Raw genomic sequence first — 17406 nt, 5'->3', positions numbered from 1 at the left:
GAACTTTATGGAAGGCTTTTCTTAATTAGAAAAAAAGGAGACCGACAATGACTTATTCACAGATGTGGAACAACGCAGGAAATGAAGCTGAAATTCTCTATTTGGAACAGCAGATTATGGCCATCAAAAAAGAAATAAAACGAGCAAAAACCGCAGAACAACAGGAGATATTGGATCAAGCGAATCGCAAGCTGGCTGAATTGGAAGCGAAGCTGGATGAGCTAGAGGAGTAGGGGCTAACCGCCCCATCGTTGCATCAATATTTTGACAGCTTGAATATCGGCCTCGCAACCGTGCGAAGCCAATAAGCAAATACGGTCGTTCCGGTCCATGAGGTTCGCTTATTCTGTAGGTATTGATCGTTGATAATATAAGTCCGGGTGGAAGCAGGGCTTTTCAGACCGAACTTTTCCCACTCTGCCGGATCATTTGAACCTCCGAGCTTTTCAAGCATATTTTCTGACGCGATATTTATTTTAGAAGGAATTTGCTCGTAGGCTTCAGTGATTTGCGCATGAAATTCGTCGATTGGATTGCGGCTGGCAAGGCTCTCTAAGTGAATGCCTTCACGAAGGTAAGAAACGTATGCAAGATGGTCAGCCCAGAATTCGTCGATATAAAAAAGCCGTACCCGCTGCTCCGCTGGGCTCAACGGCTGCTCGCCTTTCAAAATTCGCAGCCGCTCCGCGTATAGAATTCGCCTCTGATCCTCCACCATATCCGAATAACAGTTCAGTTCCTTGTGGATATCGAAGTTTTGGCCCATAACAATACGCTGAGTACTTGTGATCTTGCTGCTGAGCCCTGTCTCTTCAAGAGCCTCATCCTGCCTGGGAGCGCGAACTGCTTTATGGATGCCGAAGCGAAGCAGTAACTCGTCCTCCAAGCTTACATAAAAAACGGAAGCTCCGGGGTCGCCTTGGCGACCGGAACGCCCGCGCAACTGGTCGTCGATCCGCACGCTTTCGTTCACATGGGTGGCAATTACGTACAACCCGCCTAGCTTGGCGATTACCTCTGCTTGCGCAGGGTCGCCGCCGCCGAGCCGGATGTCGACCCCGCGTCCCGCCATATTTGTAGACACAGTCACTGCACCGATTTCTCCCGCTTTGGCGATGATGTCGGCTTCTTCTGCGTCGTTTTTCGCATTTAGAACATGGCAAGATACGCCCGAAACCGCTAGCGCCTCTGCCAGCATGGCAGACTCCTCGACGCTTGACGTACCAATGAGAATTGGACGTCCCGTCCTATGGACGGATGAGATTTCTTGTACGAGTGCCTTAAGCTTGGCTTCTTTATGGGTATAAATCCGGTGCAGATGGTCGATTCGAATGTTTGGCCGGTTCGGTGGAATTTGCAGCACCTGGAGCGCATAAATATCTTCGAAGTCCATCGCGGAAGCATGAGCGGTAGCCGTCATTCCGCAAATCTGCGGATACAGGCTAATGAAGTGTTGAATGGTGATCGTCCCGAGAATTTTCCCGCCGGCTATGGAGTACAGCCCTTCTTTTGCCGTAAGCGCGGCTTGCAGCCCGTCCGGCAAATACCGGTTCTCCGCCACTCGGCCGGTATATTCTTCGATCAGCTCGATTTTTCCGTCCCGGACGATGTAATCTATGTCTTTCTTTAATAACGATTCCGCATGCAGCGCGCAATTTAAAGAAGTCAGCAAGTGACTGTTATGGCTATCGTATAAATTGCCGCATCCCAGCATCAATTCCGCATGCGCAGCGCCTGTTTCATTTAAGTAAACGTTCCGCTGGAACTCGTCGAAGTCGTAATGTCCATCTCTCTTAAGCTGCCGAGCTACTTCTGCGAAACGAAAGCCGTCGCTCCTGGAAGAGGGCATATCTCCGCTGATGACCAGCGGTACCCGTGCTTCGTCGAGAAGCAGCGAATCCGCTTCGTCGACGATGACGTAGTGGAAAGGACGATGCACGGTATCGGCTTCGTTTAGTGCAATTGAGTCGCGCAAGTAATCGAATCCCGCTTCTTTGGCCGTAACATAGGTTATATCCTTGGCGTATGCTTCCTGTTTTTCGGACAGGCTCATGCCCGCTTGAACCGAGTTTACCGTTAACCCGAGAAAACGATAGATCGGGCCCATCCATTCCGCATCCCGTTTGGCTAAATAATCGTTAAAAGTCAGAACATGAATACCTTTGCCAGTCAGTGCATTTAGATATGCAGGCATAACAGCAGAAAGTGTTTTTCCTTCACCGGTATGCTGCTCGATCAAGAATCTCTCGTGCAGAGCGATGGCAGCCATGATCTGGACATCGTAAGGATTTAATCCAAGCTTTCTCTTCGCTGCCTCGCATACTAACGCATAAGCAGCGATAAGCAGCTCATCCAAAGGTGTACCTGATTTTGCTTCCTTTTGTAGCCGGAGGGATTCCGCTTGAAGCTGCCCATCGTCCCATGCTTCCAAATTCCGTTTTCTGATGAGCTCCACTTTGTCCTGATAAACTTTCAGCTTATTCTGGGTGTCGCGGTCTTTGAATTTATGCATCAATTTGACGGCTATATTCATAGAAATCTGATCTCCCCTCGGTAGAAATACGCTTAGTTTTGAACAATATTTGCGCTGATCAGTCGGTTAACAAGTTCCTGGATTCAATCTACCAAAATATTCTATTAAATGCAATTTGGACAAATCATGAATAGCATAACGTAAAACTTAAAACTCTAATCATTCATCGCCAACTTATTTAAGTTGTTATTAGGTGGATAATTTCAATTCTCTAGCAGAAAAGTACAAGAGGTGCATACAGGCTCCTGAATCCGATTTTGGGGATTTGACACAGGCATACGCTGCTTTTACAATTGCCTATGAGTTGATAGACTTATGAGAGAGAGGCATACGCTGTGGAAACTATAGTAAGTCAAGCTTGGCCAGAATGGAGTGGTACGCTACAGAAGCGGAGCGGAGGTTGGAACAACACAACTTATTTTGTGGAAAATAACGGGAAACGCGCGGTCCTTCGAATATATGATACACATAAGGACAGAAACAAGATTGAGTTCGAGCATGCTGTGCTGGAGCAGCTTGGAACACGAGCTTTGCCTTTCAAAGTACCTGTTCCTATTCTAACGACTACCGGTGAAACTATGATTCAGTTAAGGGAGAGTGGCAAATTCGCCTGCTTGTTCCGATATATCGATGGTGATTCACCTGTGGAGGAAGAGGTTTCCTACCTAGAATCCTTTGGAGAGGTGACGGGTATTTTATCAGAAGTCCTATCAGTTATTGATCCCGGTCTTACTCCGGTGTACCGGCCATATTATGAATTGCGGACGTCCTATCCATTATGCAGTGGAGAGGTCATCCGGGAGCTGTGCCTGAATCCGCCGGAACCTTTTAAGGATCTGGGGGCTGAGCTAGTGATGCTCTACAGAGCTTATAGAAATATTACAGGTTCTCTGAATGAACTGGAGGGACTGCCTCACCAACTGGTACACGGTGACTTGAATGCCTCTAATCTTTTGGTAAATATAGAAGACCCGGGGCAGGTATCCTCGCTGCTTGATTTTGAGTTCTGTACATATGATTTGCGGGTCATGGAGTTAGCGGTTATTCTATCCGGGCTGCTTGGGCAAGCGGAGGAGAAGAAGATGATTCGTGAGTTCTGCCGGGGCTTCAGCCGTAGTATCCGCCTCACCCCAGCCGAAATCAACGCCATTCCAGTGTTAATGCTGCTGAGAAAAATCGATGTCTTTCTTCATTTTGTCACCCGTTATCTGGAGGGTACCGATGAATCCCGGGTACTTCATGAGCAGACAAAACGGCTGTCCGTAGATTTAGTCCAGCTGTCTGCAGGAACTGCAGAAATTCTAGTAATATTGCAAGAAGAGCAGGGAAGCGCATGCAGGCTATAGCTCATTTCCGTGATTAGGATGAACCGCCGCTCCCTTGCTGTTCAGGATTTCTTTATACACCTCAATCGCCAGCACCCGTGACTGCTTAAGATCAACGATGGCATATGGTCTAGGCAGATGGATAGCTTTATCGGACAAAACTGCCAGCTCTGGCAGCCAGGTGCGTATATAATCTCCGCTCGGGTCATGAGTCTGGGACTGGGTTACCGGATTCATGATCCTGAAGTAAGGGGAGGCATCGAATCCGAGCGAGGAGCTCCACAGCCAGCCGCCACGGTTCAGCGAATTATCATAATCGCTAAGCTTCAGCCTGAAGTAACGCTCTCCGTAAATAAATGGACAGCCCAGATTTTTGGTAAGAAACATTGCGGTAATCATTCGCAGCCGGTTCGGCATCCATCCGGTTGTGTTCAGTTGGGTCATGGCGGCATCGATTACAGGAATGCCAGTTCTGCCCGAAGACCAAGCCTCAAAGTATTTCGTACCCAGCATGCTCAAATCATACACCTTCTCATAGCTGAAGAAATCAGCATCGAGCCGGGCCTGATACAGATAGAAATCCCGCCAGGCCAGCTGTCGCAGCCATTCTTCCCCGCCGGTTTCTTCTTCCGCCAGCCGAGTATACACAGTACGCGCTGAAATGGTACCCGTATTGAGGTGCCGGCTGATCTGGCTGGTGCCCACCTGTGCATACCTGTCACGGTTCACATGATAATCCCGTAAATGCAAGTCTATAAATTGCTCAAGAGTATCGTGTACATCCATCTTTTTTCTTGAAGGCACTAGCTTTTCAAACTGAAGTGTAATCTCCTCAGGAATCTTGAAATCTTCGGCAATCTTATCGTCCAGTGTGGACGTTGACAGATCAGCCAAGGTCGAAGAATAAGGCGGATGAAAGCGCTCAGCCAAGTAGCTGCGCCAGCGGCGGTAGAACGGTGTGAATACCTTGAAGGGCTCTCGACGCCCGCAACAATCCATGAAGTCTTCCAGATCACAAAGCATGCTGTCGTGAAAAATTTTGAAACGGATGCCGAGTGCAGCCGATGTATCACGCAGGCTCATGTCTCTTTTTAATGCATAAGGGGTGTAATCGGCATGAACCATCAATTCCTGAATTGGGTAGGTTTCGCTCAGCCTCTTGACAATAATATCAGGCTCGCCATAAAGAATATGTAGCTGCTTGCCCTCAGTGGCGTATTCCTGCTGAAGTCTTGAGACCTGCGTCAGAAAGTTTACCCCGCTATGCTCAAGATAGCGTTGTTTTCGCAGTAGAAAAGGCTCCAAAATCAACAGATGTAGGCTGCGAGTGCCAGAAGAACGTATAGCCTCAAAGGCTGGAAGATCGCTAGTCCGCAGATCTTTGCGGTGAATGAAGAGAATCATTAGAAATATTTCCTTTCTATTATCAGAGGGGAAAAATCGCATGTTTATAAGGATTTCCCATCGTCCTTGCTCAAAATCAGAATAATTAACATCGGAAATATGATCTTGCTAATATGTTGTAGAGCTGCTTGAACCGCTAAAATAACCCTATTTGGCAGCTTCTGCTTCTTCATAGATGAGGCACCGAAGAGTCTGATCTGGGTAGCGTAACTCTGCAGTATAACTGCTGCCATCTTCGAGCAACATTTTGACTGCTACCATACCGCGCTTATTATTTACGTCAGTGTCTGTAAGGGAAGCCGTGGCGATTTTCCGGGTTTCTCCTTGTCTGTCTGTAACTATTTTTGTAGCCTCGTTAATCCAGGTTGCATCCTTTTGGATAGCGATGGCAGCTTCAGCATTGATTGGGGTTCTTGTGAGTGAAAAATTAGCTGCGGTCGTATCTACTACCGTCCGGGTGGAGGGATCAATAATTACGGTATATTGCCAAAATTCCTTACCTTGTCCTCTTAAGGTGTTGGTTTTATAAGGGGTGAATATTACCATCCAGATCTTTTTCTTTGATAGCATGGATTCTCCTTGGCTTGCTTTTACTTCAAGCTTGGAGACGTCAGCTCCGAATATTTTTCGCACACTTGAAGCGGCCATGGTAACGGCGTCGGTCTGGCTCAAATTCCCTGAGTCTGGAGGGGTTACAATATTCCGCTTGGACAAGGCATAGGCCTCCCGGTAGAACCAGTCAATATATTGTAACAGTTCCTCGTCAGTCAATGTCCGATTCGGATACTTGAGCGTGTTTTTCTCCAAGTCAAAATAAAACTCCGCTTGTCCCGATTTTAACGGGAACAGCTGCTTGGGACGAAGGCCGTCATACACATACTGGTCTTCCAATATCAGCCTCCGGTTTATTTCATCCTCGGTCATCTCCCTTCCGATGGTGATAATTTCGTTATTGGGCTTGTCCGCAAAATCATAAATTTGCTGCATTTCTTCTTGGGTCATCAGCTGCTCTAGATCTCTGTTCACAGTAGATACCGGTGCTTCTGCTTCTACTTTTAGTACGGGTGCCTTGCTGCTGTTCAAGGTTAGATTGCCCGAGTCTTGTACTGCAGAAATGCTCTTGGCAGCGGTGGTGTTCACAAATCCTGGGACAATCATTGCGCTCACCGCCAGCACGCTTCCAGAGAACAAGAGTACAGCGAGTGTAGCGGAAATCTTGTTGTTCTTCATTTAACTAACCTCCATTGGGATCGGATGATGATGAATCTTCCTAACCTTAATCCAAAGATGTTATAGAGTAGGAGGGCAGTTGTTATAGAGTTGTAAAAAGAGTCTGATGCTAGTTCCCTCGCCGAGGACAGAGTTTAAGGACAGTCTGGCCTTATGCGCTTCAGCAATTTGCCGACATAAGGATAATCCTAAGCCAGCGCCGCCATATTCACGTGAACGAGCCTGGTCTCCCCGATAGAAAGGTTCAAACACACGTTTAGCCATCTCTGCGGTGATTCCGGTTCCCGTATCACGGATTTCTAGCACGGCTTCTCCATCCAGCTCATAGGCCAGCATGTGGATTTCGCTGCCTTGCTTGGAGGCATGAATCGCATTCTCAACCAGATTTACCAATAATGAAGCTAGTAAATCGGGATCTCCCCAGACATTTGAAATCGTATGTTGGACATGAAATCTTATGCCAGCATCCGTCAATTTTGGGCGCTCAGTCTGTTGGATAGCTTGAAATAGTTCCGAAATATCCACCTGCTGAAGTGCCAACGGCTGATGCCGGAGGACAGACAAATCCAGCAGCTTGAAGGCCAGATTCTTGAGACGAAGGGTTTCACTAAGAATATAGCCACCCGCAGTTTGCTGTTCTTCCTGTCCAATATTGGCCGTGGTCAGAAACTCGGCGAACCCCTGCATGCTGGTCAAAGGCGTGCGCAACTCGTGGGCCAAATTATCCACCATCCTTTGTTTCTCTTCAGCCATGTCTGAGAGTTCCGTAACCCTCTGCTCCACGGCCTCCGCCATCCGGTTGAAGTTCAAGGCCAGTTCGCCAAATTCATCTTTGCTGCGCAGCTGCACCCGTTTCGTATAGTCGCCTTCGGCGATTGTTTTGCTGGTCTCTGACAGGAGCTTTAGCGGCTTGCTTAGATGCCGGATTAGAAGATAAAGAAGAAGCAGCAGAACGGGTCCCACGATCCAGTTAATCATTACAAAAAAGCGGTTCAGTTCCTGTTGCTTGTTGAAGAGCTCACTGATATCACGCTGATAGACAAGCAGCAAATGCTGGTAAGGAGCAGGAAGCTGAGTGGAGAGCTGAATAGAGCGTTCGTCTGAAGATTCAGGCTGATCGCCTTTTCCCAAATTAGATTTCCCGAATTGTCCTTTTTGGGGAGGGTAAATCATTCGGTCGTTCTCCCATAGCTGCAAATAGATTCCCTGCTTACGGTAGTAATCGCCATAGGACTCAGAGACGCTGGCCAGTAGAATAGGGGTCAATGCCGTTCCCCGTGCTTGAATAGAATTAAGGTTCTCATAAATATTGTTGGCGATTAACAATTGCTCACTGGATGCTCTCTGCATTTCACTGTCCATATTTAGCTGCCAGCTTTTTTTCATCACCATAATGACACTTACATCCAGAGCAGCAATAAAGAGAGCGAGTACCGACAGCAGAATCTTATGCCAGAATCTCATGATTAGCTCTGAACTTCCAGGCGGTAGCCTATCTTGAAAATGGTTTTGATCCGTTCTTCCCAGCCCAGCTTTTTACGTAGCTGCCGGATGTGAACATCCACGGTGCGGGTGTCGCCCTCAAAATCATAGCCCCATGCCAATTCCAGCAGCTTTTCCCTCGACAATGCAATATTCCGGTTACGAATTAACACCTCAAGCAGCTCGAATTCTCTAACGGTCAAATCAACCGGTGTCTGATCTACTAAAACTTGCCGTTCCAGGTAACGCACCTCAACATTATCGCAAATGAAGCTGGAGGTGCCTTTTTCACCCCTGCGCAGGACTACATTGATTCTTGCCAGCAATTCAAGGATTTCAAAGGGTTTGATGATATAATCATCCGCGCCCAGCTCGAAGCCTTTAATGCGGTCAGCCAAAGAATTCTTGGCGGTGATCAAAATCACTGGAACCTGCATATGTGCAATCCGCTGCATCACCTCAAAACCATCCAATTCCGGAAGCATAACATCCAGCAGAATCAAATCAGTCTTTTCACGCTCCAGAATTTCGAAAACCTCCGGTCCACGGTAAGCCTTGCTATATGTATGTCCAACCAGCTTGAGATTCATTGTAATTAAATCATTAATCGCTCGTTCATCTTCTACTACCAATATATTTGCCATTTCGTATTTCTCCTCCTAGTACCTTGCTCACTATGTGCCACTTTCGTTATACACTATATACAACTAGAGGAAGGATTGTCCAGAAGGTTGATAGTTTCATCAGGCGATAATACCTAATAGGATAGAAAATTATGTGCTGAACTGTTACCTTAACAGTACAAACTTTTGTATTGGTCTTCCATCTATCATGAAAATATTTACAAATATAAATTGTTGATATCGAATACATCTGAGAAACTCCAGAGTGAGGTATACGGGCCACCTCCAGCACCGCCAGCACATACTGGCAGTCGTGACGCACAGGAGTTAGCTCTGTACTCTAATTTATACTTGGCACAGAAAAGGTTAACGTCATATAGCGATATCCTCCGGTTGCTGGATTATACGAACGTCTGGATTTTAGAGCGTTTGCTTCGGAGGCCGGCAGCGAATTGATTGTACGTAAAAAGCTGCCCAAACTTCCCGGGCAGCCTCTCATATTCTTACGCGTACGTCTTCTGAGATCAAGCCGTTTGCGCCTCATGTTTGCGAGCTGTTACAGTGTCTTCTTTTTCCGTGGACCCGTTGTCCTGACGCTTAACTGCTTCCTCGTCTCGTACCCCATTCAATTCATGTTCGTTCTGATGAAATTCCTTGAGTATATTCTGGTAAATATGAGCCTCTTGAAGGTTCAGTCCGTCGCGATTTTCTTTCAAAACCCAGTTCTCGACCGTTTTCTTCAAGATTTCGCTCTTCCGTTCCAGCAGTTCCGTATAACTCAATTTACTTCATCCTTTCCGGTTCATAGTTTCAAACGCCGGATGGACTTTCTTTACTTGTCATTTCGTGCGTTTAACATCACATCCGACGTAACGTTTACCATTATACAGAAAATCCTGGTCGAACCCAACGCGGACCAACCGTCCTCAGATAGGGTGAGCACTACTTAGAATGGAACGGGAGTCCTCAGCGGACCGTTTCGCAGAAGTGCGGCCGGATACTCCGGTATGCTGACAGTTGCTTCACTTTCATATAATTGTTTAACCAGATATCAAGCACGCGCTTTTAACTTTAATCTTCCTCAAGAACGATCGTAATCCCCATACAAAACCCAATCACTCTAACTTACTGCATACCGTTGTATATTCGTATATCCGGCCTTCTCCAGCGATATTAGCCCGGGCGGCCAGCTGATGAAAACGGAAAGTAAACCCAAAATTGAAAAGATAAAATATGCCATATGAAAATGTATTAATAGGGAAAATATTAAAAGAAAAGAGGAGTTTATTTTGAATGATCCTGCCAATTTCCTATTGTGCATTCTAATGATAATGTGGCACACTATGTATAAATAAAACCAAACGAGGCAAAGAATGCCCCGTCTCCTTTCCTTTTGGAATAGAGGCGGGGTTTTGTATGATTAAAAACATATTTCGTTGCAGAGCGAGGGGATAGGTAATGGGTTTCGAGAGCGAGCATAATGAATGGTTATGTAATCATCTTAAACAAAGGAAGGGAGAGCGGCTCGATGCACTTAAACGCGGTCATGGTTACGGAAACCGCTTGTTTGTCGAGCGGGTGTGGTGGCCTCTAGCCGGACATTTTCACGGATTACACCCAGAATATGAAGTTAAGGACTGGCGCGGCAGATCCTATTTTGTGGATATTTTGTGGGAGATCGGAGCCTCGCGTATTGCATTTGAGATCATGGACTATGGCTCACATGGAACGGATCGTAGCAAATACCGGATGGACTTGAACCGCGGGCTTTTTCTACAGTCTCAAGACTGCACGGTGCTCTATATCTCGCTGGATGAGCTAAAAGAAAATCCATCCTTCATTCTCTCCGCGCTGCGGAACATTCTCTTTTCTTATTTGTTAGCAGAAAAGTCTGCGAAGACAACCGTTGAGAGAGCCTATTCCAGAATCGAGCGCGATCTGATGCGGGCAGCCATCCGGCACCATCGAGTCCTTCGCCCGGCTGATGCCGCGAGAGAGCTGGAATTGCACACGATGACGATCATTAAATACTGCCGTCAGCTGGTGGATAAAGGAAAATTTCGCCCGGTGGCAAGAGGTTCATCTCAGCGGATCATTTACTATGAATATATTGGTACGCTACAAAGTCCAGATTTGGTTTGAAGATGAAGTCCGTCGTGAGAATGTGAATGAAAAATCGAATACAATGTGCCGCCGGCAAGCTGAAGGAGCCAAATGTATGCGAAAAACCGAATACAATGTGCCACCGGCAAGTTGAACGAGCCAAATGTATGCGAAAAAGTGAATACAATGTGCTGCCGGCAAGCTGAAGGAGCCAAATGTATGCGAAAAATCGAATACAATGTGCCGACGGTAGGTAAACGAGCTAAATGTATGCGAAAAAGTGAATACAAAGTGCCGCCGGCAAGTTGAAGGAGCCAAATATATGCGAAAAACCGAATACAATGTGCCGCCGGCAAGCTGAAGGAGCCAAATGTATACGAAAAATCGAACACAATGTGCCGCCGGTAGGTAAACGAGCCAAATGTATGCGAAAAACCGAACACAATGTGCCGATGGTAGGTAAACGAGCTAAATGTATGCGAAAAAGTGAATACAATGTGCCGCCGGTTACGTAAATGAGCCAAATGTATGCGAAAAATCGCATACATTTGCCACCGGTACCATAAACGAGTCAAATACACACGAAAAATCGAATACGATATTTTTCCAGTCTGTTAAATCAGGCCTCTGATTTTCAGGGAATCACAAGAATCCGCGCCGCAGGTTCTTTATTCTATTCTTCTCCTATCGCCACCGGATTCTCCTCATACGAAATCCAATCACTCCAACTACCCGCATACAATTTCACGTTCCTATACCCAGCTTTTCCGAGCGCGAGCACATTTGGGCAAGCACTTACGCCTGAACCACAGTACACGATAATCTCTTGCTCAGGATCAATTCCCTCATAATGCTCTTTCAGCACCTCAGTTGATTTCCAGCGTCCTTGCTCATCCAGCACTTCTTTCCAGAACTTATTGATCGCCTCAGGAATATGACCTGCCTTCGGATCAATCGGTTCTTCCAGCCCTTCATAGCGACGGGACTCGCGGGAATCAATCAATAATGCACCACCGTCTTTAACCACATTTTGCACATCTTCCATGCTAACAAGCATCTTCTTCTGAACATCTGCTTCATACTGGCTAGGAATCCTAACCGCTTGATGATCACTGACGGGGAAGGATGCTTTTTTCCAAGCAGAGTAGCCTTCATCCATTACAAACACACGTTCATGTCCCAAATATTTAAGCATCCACCACAGACGGGAAGCGTAGGCACCACCTTGATCATCATAAGCAACGACAATACTATCTCTGTTAATGCCAACCTTGCTAAGAACGTTGGTTAGCTTCGAGATTTCTGGTAGGGGGTGGCGCCCCCCGTGTGAGCTTACTGGAGCGGAGAGTTGTTCTTCTAGATGAAAATAGATTGCGCCGGGAATATGATCTTCCGTATATGCTTTACGCCCAGCTTCCGGATCCGTAAGTAAAAAACGGCAATCGACAATAACCAGTTCAGGTTCGTATAACCGAGCAAGCAGCCATCGGGTAGAAACGATTGGTTCCATAAAGATACCTTCTTTCTATTAATATGTATGGAGTCATTATAGCGGAAAATAAATGAGGACGCACCTTAAGCTTATAGCTTATACTGCGTCCTCAAGTAATTAGATCAAACGATATCCTGAAGGCAAGCTACCAGTGCGCTGTATGGCGCGAACCTGCGCCGGAGTCAGACGCTGATTGCTTGAAATGAGCGATTCGACATCTCCTCTACGGAGAAAGTCATCCAGTTCGCGAATGCTGCGGTTACCACGCAGAATTACGAAATTGTCACGGAAGCGAGAGCGATCGAACAACACAAGCGTAGCGTTCGGATTCGTGGAGAAAAAGCGTAAGCTTTCTATTCCAGTAAGTACTGCATCAATATCTGCAATGCCTAGATTGCCGCGATAGGTTCTGCGGAGCCCACGAAAGTTCTCCTCACTATATACTCTTAATCTGGGATAGATTACGGAGTCTGCTTTTATGGTTACCATATTTTATCTCTCCTTGTTGGATTGACTTAGCAGGTAAATCTACTAACTATTTGACCTCAGAAGATAAGTTGGGAAAAAGGAGTAACCTGGGCTCTTGCTCCAGATTGCTCCTTTCTTGTTGAATGGAGATGTTAGATCAAGCGATATCCCGCAGGCAAAGTGCCGCTGCTGCGGATATTACGAATCTGTTCGAGAGTTAATCGTTGATTAGTTGAAATAATGGATTCCACATCATTACCGGAAATGAAGTCGTCCAAATCACGGATGCTGTGGTTTCCACGAAGTACACGGAAGTTCCCTCTAAACTGGGTTCTAGTGAAGAGTACCAGTGTTGCATTACTGCTAGTAGAGAAGAAACGAAGACTCTCAATACCATCTAAAATCCTATCCGTATTACGAATGCCAAGGTTGCCGGTAAAGATTCTACTGCTACCTCTAAAATTTTCTTCATTGTATACAGTCAAACGTGGGTTAGTCTGTGATACATGAACCTCTTTTTTCATTTGTCATTCCTCCTTTGTAATCTAATCTATGTTCATTTCAATTTTTGGTTTGGCAGATAGTCTAATAGAAAGCCCTTATTTTGCGTAATCCATAATTTCGGGCTTTACATCAACAATATATTAGTGTACTATTCAACTATAACACCAACACATTAAAATAAACTCATCAATAATACAAAAGATGGCAGGGAGGATTACCATGAAGCAGGGAAGTGATGAACGCGTGCAGGATTCAATCGTGCTGCAAATGAATGGGGTAAGCAAGATCATTAAAGGGAAATCCATTGTGGATAAGCTGACATTTGATATCCGTAAGGGAGAAATTGTTGGGCTATTGGGACCCAATGGTGCAGGGAAGACAACAACGATCCGGATGATGACGGGTCTTATACGGATGAGTGAAGGCGATGTGATCGTTCAAGGTCATAGTGTTAAGAGTGATTTTAATAAAGCTATTGGACATATTGGAGCGATTATTGAAAATCCAGAGTTCTATCCGTATATGACAGGGCTTGATAATCTAAAGCAGTACCAGAGAATGACAGATAATATTGAGGCTGGCAGAATTGATGAGGTTGTTGAATTGGTAGGACTTCAGGAAGCAATGAATAAGAAAGTGAAGGCTTATTCGCTTGGTATGCGTCAACGTCTTGGGATTGCTCAGGCGTTACTGAACCGACCAAAGTTATTGATTCTAGATGAACCTACGAACGGTCTTGACCCAGCAGGCATACGAGAAATGCGTGATTATATGCGTAGGATTGCTGAGGTTGAAGGGATTTCTATTCTAATATCCAGCCACTTACTGACTGAAATTGAACAAATTTGTCACCGGGCCATCGTGATTCAGAACGGCAAATTGGTGACCGTTACAGCGATAGGTGGGGAGCAGGAGACAGTTGCAGACGTGAAACTAACCATTCGTGTAGGCTCAGTAGAATCAGCAATTAACATCTTGGAAGGTCTAGAATACGCAGAGCTATTGTCTATGGATAGTGCTCGTTCTGAGGTGACAATAAATCTGCATGACAGTAAAGTGCCGGAACTAGTGTCGACTTTTAGTAATAAAGGGGTAGGTATTTACCGGATTGCAGAGAATAAACAAAGCTTAGAGGAAGATTTCTTGAAATGGACAGGAGGGAACCGAATTGCGTAGCTTTAATAATTTGGTTGTTAATGAATGGCTCAAGCTCTCGAAGAAACGTACGTTTTTTGTACCTTACCTGATATTAATTCTAATATCCATGCTATTAGGTTACATTGTTCATTCTGCCTCACCGGATATGTTTGGATCAGCTTATGACTTTTCAGCAATGATGCTGCTTTCACAAGGGATTGGGCAAGTGATTACCATTCTCGCAATCATCGGAACAGCGGGTATTGTCTCAAAAGAGTATAGTCAGGGCACCATCAAATTCCTTCTAATCCGTGCGAGAAGTCGTACAGCAATACTTGCGTCCAAATATGCTGTTGTGTTGATTTACGCGTTCTCAGTGGCAGTTGTCGGCATGTTGGCGGTTTTTGCATCAGGAGCTTTATGGTTTGGCTTGAGTGGTGGTGAGGCTGGTATTCGTGAGATGTTAACCAGTATAATGTATAACTCAGTTAGTACGGTTGTATATACAACACTTGCTTTTATGATCGGGATTTTGACAACATCTACGGGTGTTACAATTGGTGCTACAATGTTTATGCTGATGATAGACAAATTGGTTATTTTTCGTGAATTTTATAAATATGTATTATTCCCCAACCTAAATTTAGCTGCTTATGAAGGTGGAGGAGCACCTATGCCTGGAATGACGCTGACCTTTTCCATAGTAATGCTAGTTTTATACACAGCTGTCTTTCTACTCATAGGCTTCTCCGTCTTTAGACGAAGGGATGTTGCTTAATCATGACAATCGAATTCGATAACAACCTGCCGATTTATATTCAGATCATGAATTACATCAAAGGAGAAATCGTCACAGGTAAGTTAAAACCAGGAGATAAAATTCTCTCGGTACGAGAGCTTGCCAATGAACTGCAGATTAATCCGAATACAGTACAAAGAACCTTTCAGGAACTGGAGCGTGAAGAAATCGTGGAGACCCGGCGTGGAATGGGAAGATACGTCACTAGTAATGAAGGTACTATTTTAACCATCAAAAAAGAAATGGCAAAAGATGTACTAGATCGTTTCATTCGTGGCATGCAGGACCTTGGTTTTCAAGGTGAAGATATTTTAGCGGCAGTTGCAAAGAGTATCCGAAACAAGGATGGAGAATAGGGGGGTAAGCAAGTTGGAAAATATACTTGAGATTCATGACGTTACAAAAAAATATAGATCCAAGCATGCCCTCCGCGGAGTATCCTTTAATCTGAGTGCGGGTAAAATCACGGGACTGCTGGGCAGTAACGGCAGCGGTAAAAGTACACTAATGAAAATCATCGCCGGGCTGACACAGCCTACTTCCGGTCGTGTATCCATTATTGGAGGGGCTGTAGGCTTAGATAGTAAAGCAGTAGTGTCATTTATGCCCGATAAGCCGCTTACAGAATCCTGGATGAATGTTAAGGATGCTCTAAAGTTCCAAAGTGATTTCTATCCGGATTTTGATCAGACTAAGGCTTCTCGAATGTTGGAGTTTATGAAGCTAAGAGCTCAAGATAAGGTGAAGGATTTGTCCAAAGGGATGAATGAACGTCTACAGCTTACACTTGCTTTATCACGTCGAGCTAGCCTGTATTTACTGGATGAGCCAATCGGTGGTGTTGATCCAGTAGCTAGAACTAAAATTCTTAACGCGTTAGTAGAGTTTTATGAAGAGGACAGCACCATTCTCCTTTCTACTCATTTAGTATCGGATATCGAGCGGATCTTTGATGATGTGATTTTTATAAAAGAGGGAGAAATTGTGATGCATACGGCGGTAGAAGATATCCGGCTGCGCCAAGGTAAAAGCATAGACGAACTGTTCAGAGAGGTGTACGCAGAATGCTAAAGCTAGTGAAGTATGATTTTAGACGAGATAGGGATAAGTTTCTTGCTGTTTTTGTAATCACCATTCTTGTGCAGTTTGTGATAGGATTTACTGTTCAATCAGATCAAGATATGTTCATGATGAACATCACTTCCTATGCCGTAGCAGGTGTAGTGCTTCTCTTTTTTAGTCTGCGCACCTTCGGTCAGAACCTGAGATTATTCAATCGGAGGCTTGTGCCAGTACCAGTCATGTATACCGTTCTCTCACCAGTAATGCTGTTTTTAGGGTCGTTACTCGGTTTATTTCTAGTCGCTTATATTCATTTAGCAGTAGATATTATGATGTTTTCAACTTCGTTTTTACCGGAAAAATTTTGGCTGATTTCCGCATATACAGTGCTAATTGTCTTTTGGGCTTCCGCTTACTCTATGTTGCTCGTGATGTTCTCCATGACCGTTGCAATGAGTGTGAGAGTGAAAGGAAGAGTATGGATTGGGATAGCCGTTTTTTTTGTAATACAGTATATAATTTCTTTATTAGAGTCATCGATGTTCGATCATAAAAATATCACTTTGGAAAGAGCTTTTCGATTTGAAGTGACGGATGAGGCCGCTAAATTAAATGATATTGAGATCTCTCAGTATGTTCTTGGCTTACTTCCTACCCTGTTCGAAGCTGTGATTATTACGATTCTAGTATTTGCTATTGTTAAGCTCGTTAAAAAAAGAGTGGAGTCCTAGGTACACGGTGAAATAACGCTTTTTAGAACGGAGGCAGAGCGATTAGCTTTGTCTTCGTTTTTATGCAAAAAAAAAAGACGCCCTTCCATGAGAAGGTCATCTGTTATGTAGAATTCTACAGGCCCTCTACATTTAGAGAGGCTGTCCATATATCGAGTTCTCTATGTAGCTGTTCTTCTTCGTCCTCGTTCAATTTAAGTTTAACTCCATATTGGTATTGGCCGAGTCCGAACATCCAGCCCCAACGGACGCTGCCCACGAGTTGAAGCTTTTCTTCGTTTAATTGAAGATGAATTATTAGCTTTGTATCGCCCGCCGTGAATCGAAGATTCAGGGGGGTGCGCACTTTGCAGCCAGATCGGCTAAGATCGAGCAACACAGCTTCTGTTAGCTTTCCGGCACCCGGACCGCAACTACTTATTGGAACTTCAATCCAGCATTCAAGCGGCTGGTTCATTACATAGCGAAATGGTTCTTTCCTGCTGGACACATCCATAATTTCCCTCCATATCG

The 17406-nt window shown here is 45.2% G+C and carries 18 protein-coding genes; 8 read left to right on the top strand and 10 right to left on the bottom strand.

Annotated elements, in window-relative coordinates; all coding sequences use genetic code 11:
* Positions 1 to 47 precede the first annotated feature (47 nt).
* On the top strand, positions 48 to 233 hold the full coding sequence (locus ACFWMP_RS01830; protein ID WP_042187647.1) for a hypothetical protein: 186 nt from the start codon (positions 48 to 50) through the stop codon (positions 231 to 233).
* A 23-nt stretch (positions 234 to 256) separates the two neighbouring features.
* Here ACFWMP_RS01830 and ACFWMP_RS01825 read toward each other — a convergent pair whose 3' ends face one another.
* Positions 257 to 2533, bottom strand: coding sequence for a preprotein translocase subunit SecA (locus tag ACFWMP_RS01825; protein ID WP_042187649.1), 2277 nt, complete (start codon positions 2531 to 2533; stop codon positions 257 to 259).
* Between the two features lie 335 nt (positions 2534 to 2868).
* Here ACFWMP_RS01825 and ACFWMP_RS01820 point away from each other — a divergent pair, with 335 nt between their 5' ends.
* Positions 2869 to 3879 (top strand): phosphotransferase enzyme family protein, encoded by a 1011-nt coding sequence (locus ACFWMP_RS01820; RefSeq protein ID WP_379421768.1) that lies wholly within the window; start codon positions 2869 to 2871, stop codon positions 3877 to 3879.
* Here the strand turns inward: ACFWMP_RS01820 and ACFWMP_RS01815 are convergent.
* From ACFWMP_RS01815 to ACFWMP_RS01795, 5 genes are all read right to left on the bottom strand, one after another.
* Positions 3874 to 5262 carry a cryptochrome/photolyase family protein gene (locus tag ACFWMP_RS01815; protein ID WP_379421767.1) on the bottom strand — a complete coding sequence of 463 codons (1389 nt, stop codon included), beginning with the start codon at positions 5260 to 5262 and terminating at the stop codon, positions 3874 to 3876. The genes ACFWMP_RS01820 and ACFWMP_RS01815 overlap by 6 nt on opposite strands.
* Before the next feature lie 147 nt (positions 5263 to 5409).
* Entirely contained in the window at positions 5410 to 6492 is a 1083-nt protein-coding gene (locus ACFWMP_RS01810; RefSeq protein WP_379421766.1) for a hypothetical protein, read from the bottom strand.
* A gap of 60 nt (positions 6493 to 6552) precedes the next feature.
* Entirely contained in the window at positions 6553 to 7956 is a 1404-nt protein-coding gene (locus ACFWMP_RS01805) for a sensor histidine kinase (protein ID WP_339247662.1), read from the bottom strand.
* A gap of 2 nt (positions 7957 to 7958) precedes the next feature.
* Entirely contained in the window at positions 7959 to 8618 is a 660-nt protein-coding gene (locus ACFWMP_RS01800) for a response regulator transcription factor (RefSeq protein ID WP_379421765.1), read from the bottom strand.
* A 503-nt stretch (positions 8619 to 9121) separates the two neighbouring features.
* Complete coding sequence (locus tag ACFWMP_RS01795) at positions 9122 to 9379, bottom strand: hypothetical protein (protein ID WP_042187657.1); 258 nt, start codon at positions 9377 to 9379, stop codon at positions 9122 to 9124.
* Positions 9380 to 10055: 676 nt separating this feature from the next.
* Between ACFWMP_RS01795 and ACFWMP_RS01790 the strand changes: the two genes are divergently transcribed.
* A complete protein-coding gene (locus ACFWMP_RS01790; RefSeq protein ID WP_042187659.1) occupies positions 10056 to 10739 on the top strand; it encodes a hypothetical protein in 684 nt (227 codons plus the stop codon).
* 634 nt (positions 10740 to 11373) lie between these two features.
* Here ACFWMP_RS01790 and ACFWMP_RS01785 read toward each other — a convergent pair.
* The 3 genes from ACFWMP_RS01785 to ACFWMP_RS01775 all read right to left on the bottom strand — a co-directional run bounded on the left by ACFWMP_RS01785 (position 11374) and on the right by ACFWMP_RS01775 (position 13184).
* Positions 11374 to 12210, bottom strand: coding sequence for a sulfurtransferase (locus ACFWMP_RS01785; RefSeq protein ID WP_379421764.1), 837 nt, complete (start codon positions 12208 to 12210; stop codon positions 11374 to 11376).
* A 99-nt stretch (positions 12211 to 12309) separates the two neighbouring features.
* On the bottom strand, positions 12310 to 12681 hold the full coding sequence (locus ACFWMP_RS01780) for a hypothetical protein (protein WP_379421763.1): 372 nt from the start codon (positions 12679 to 12681) through the stop codon (positions 12310 to 12312).
* 131 nt (positions 12682 to 12812) lie between these two features.
* A complete protein-coding gene (locus ACFWMP_RS01775) occupies positions 12813 to 13184 on the bottom strand; it encodes a hypothetical protein (RefSeq protein WP_379421762.1) in 372 nt (123 codons plus the stop codon).
* 199 nt (positions 13185 to 13383) lie between these two features.
* Between ACFWMP_RS01775 and ACFWMP_RS01770 the strand changes: the two genes are divergently transcribed.
* The 5 genes from ACFWMP_RS01770 to ACFWMP_RS01750 are packed head-to-tail and all read left to right on the top strand — an operon-like array spanning position 13384 to position 16893.
* Entirely contained in the window at positions 13384 to 14340 is a 957-nt protein-coding gene (locus tag ACFWMP_RS01770; RefSeq protein ID WP_379421761.1) for an ABC transporter ATP-binding protein, read from the top strand.
* Positions 14333 to 15079: an ABC transporter permease gene (locus ACFWMP_RS01765; RefSeq protein ID WP_339247674.1), complete on the top strand. Its 747-nt coding sequence runs from the start codon at positions 14333 to 14335 to the stop codon at positions 15077 to 15079. The genes ACFWMP_RS01770 and ACFWMP_RS01765 overlap by 8 nt, the downstream gene beginning before the upstream one ends.
* A 2-nt stretch (positions 15080 to 15081) precedes the next feature.
* Positions 15082 to 15456 (top strand): GntR family transcriptional regulator, encoded by a 375-nt coding sequence (locus tag ACFWMP_RS01760; RefSeq protein WP_379421760.1) that lies wholly within the window; start codon positions 15082 to 15084, stop codon positions 15454 to 15456.
* 13 nt (positions 15457 to 15469) lie between these two features.
* Positions 15470 to 16171: an ABC transporter ATP-binding protein gene (locus ACFWMP_RS01755; protein ID WP_197071286.1), complete on the top strand. Its 702-nt coding sequence runs from the start codon at positions 15470 to 15472 to the stop codon at positions 16169 to 16171.
* The gene (locus tag ACFWMP_RS01750; RefSeq protein WP_379421759.1) at positions 16165 to 16893 is read left to right on the top strand and encodes a hypothetical protein; all 729 of its coding nucleotides are present in this window, start codon (positions 16165 to 16167) and stop codon (positions 16891 to 16893) included. Before ACFWMP_RS01755 ends, ACFWMP_RS01750 begins: the two co-directional genes overlap by 7 nt.
* Before the next feature lie 115 nt (positions 16894 to 17008).
* On the opposite strand, the gene ACFWMP_RS01745 is transcribed toward ACFWMP_RS01750, so the two are convergent.
* Positions 17009 to 17389: a PilZ domain-containing protein gene (locus ACFWMP_RS01745; protein ID WP_379421758.1), complete on the bottom strand. Its 381-nt coding sequence runs from the start codon at positions 17387 to 17389 to the stop codon at positions 17009 to 17011.
* Between the last annotated feature and the right edge of the window lie 17 nt (positions 17390 to 17406).

The sequence above is a fragment of the Paenibacillus sp. NPDC058367 genome (assembly GCF_042723305.1).
In the GTDB taxonomy this organism is placed as follows: domain Bacteria; phylum Bacillota; class Bacilli; order Paenibacillales; family Paenibacillaceae; genus Paenibacillus_AQ.
This window is presented reverse-complemented; position numbering and strand designations above follow the sequence as displayed.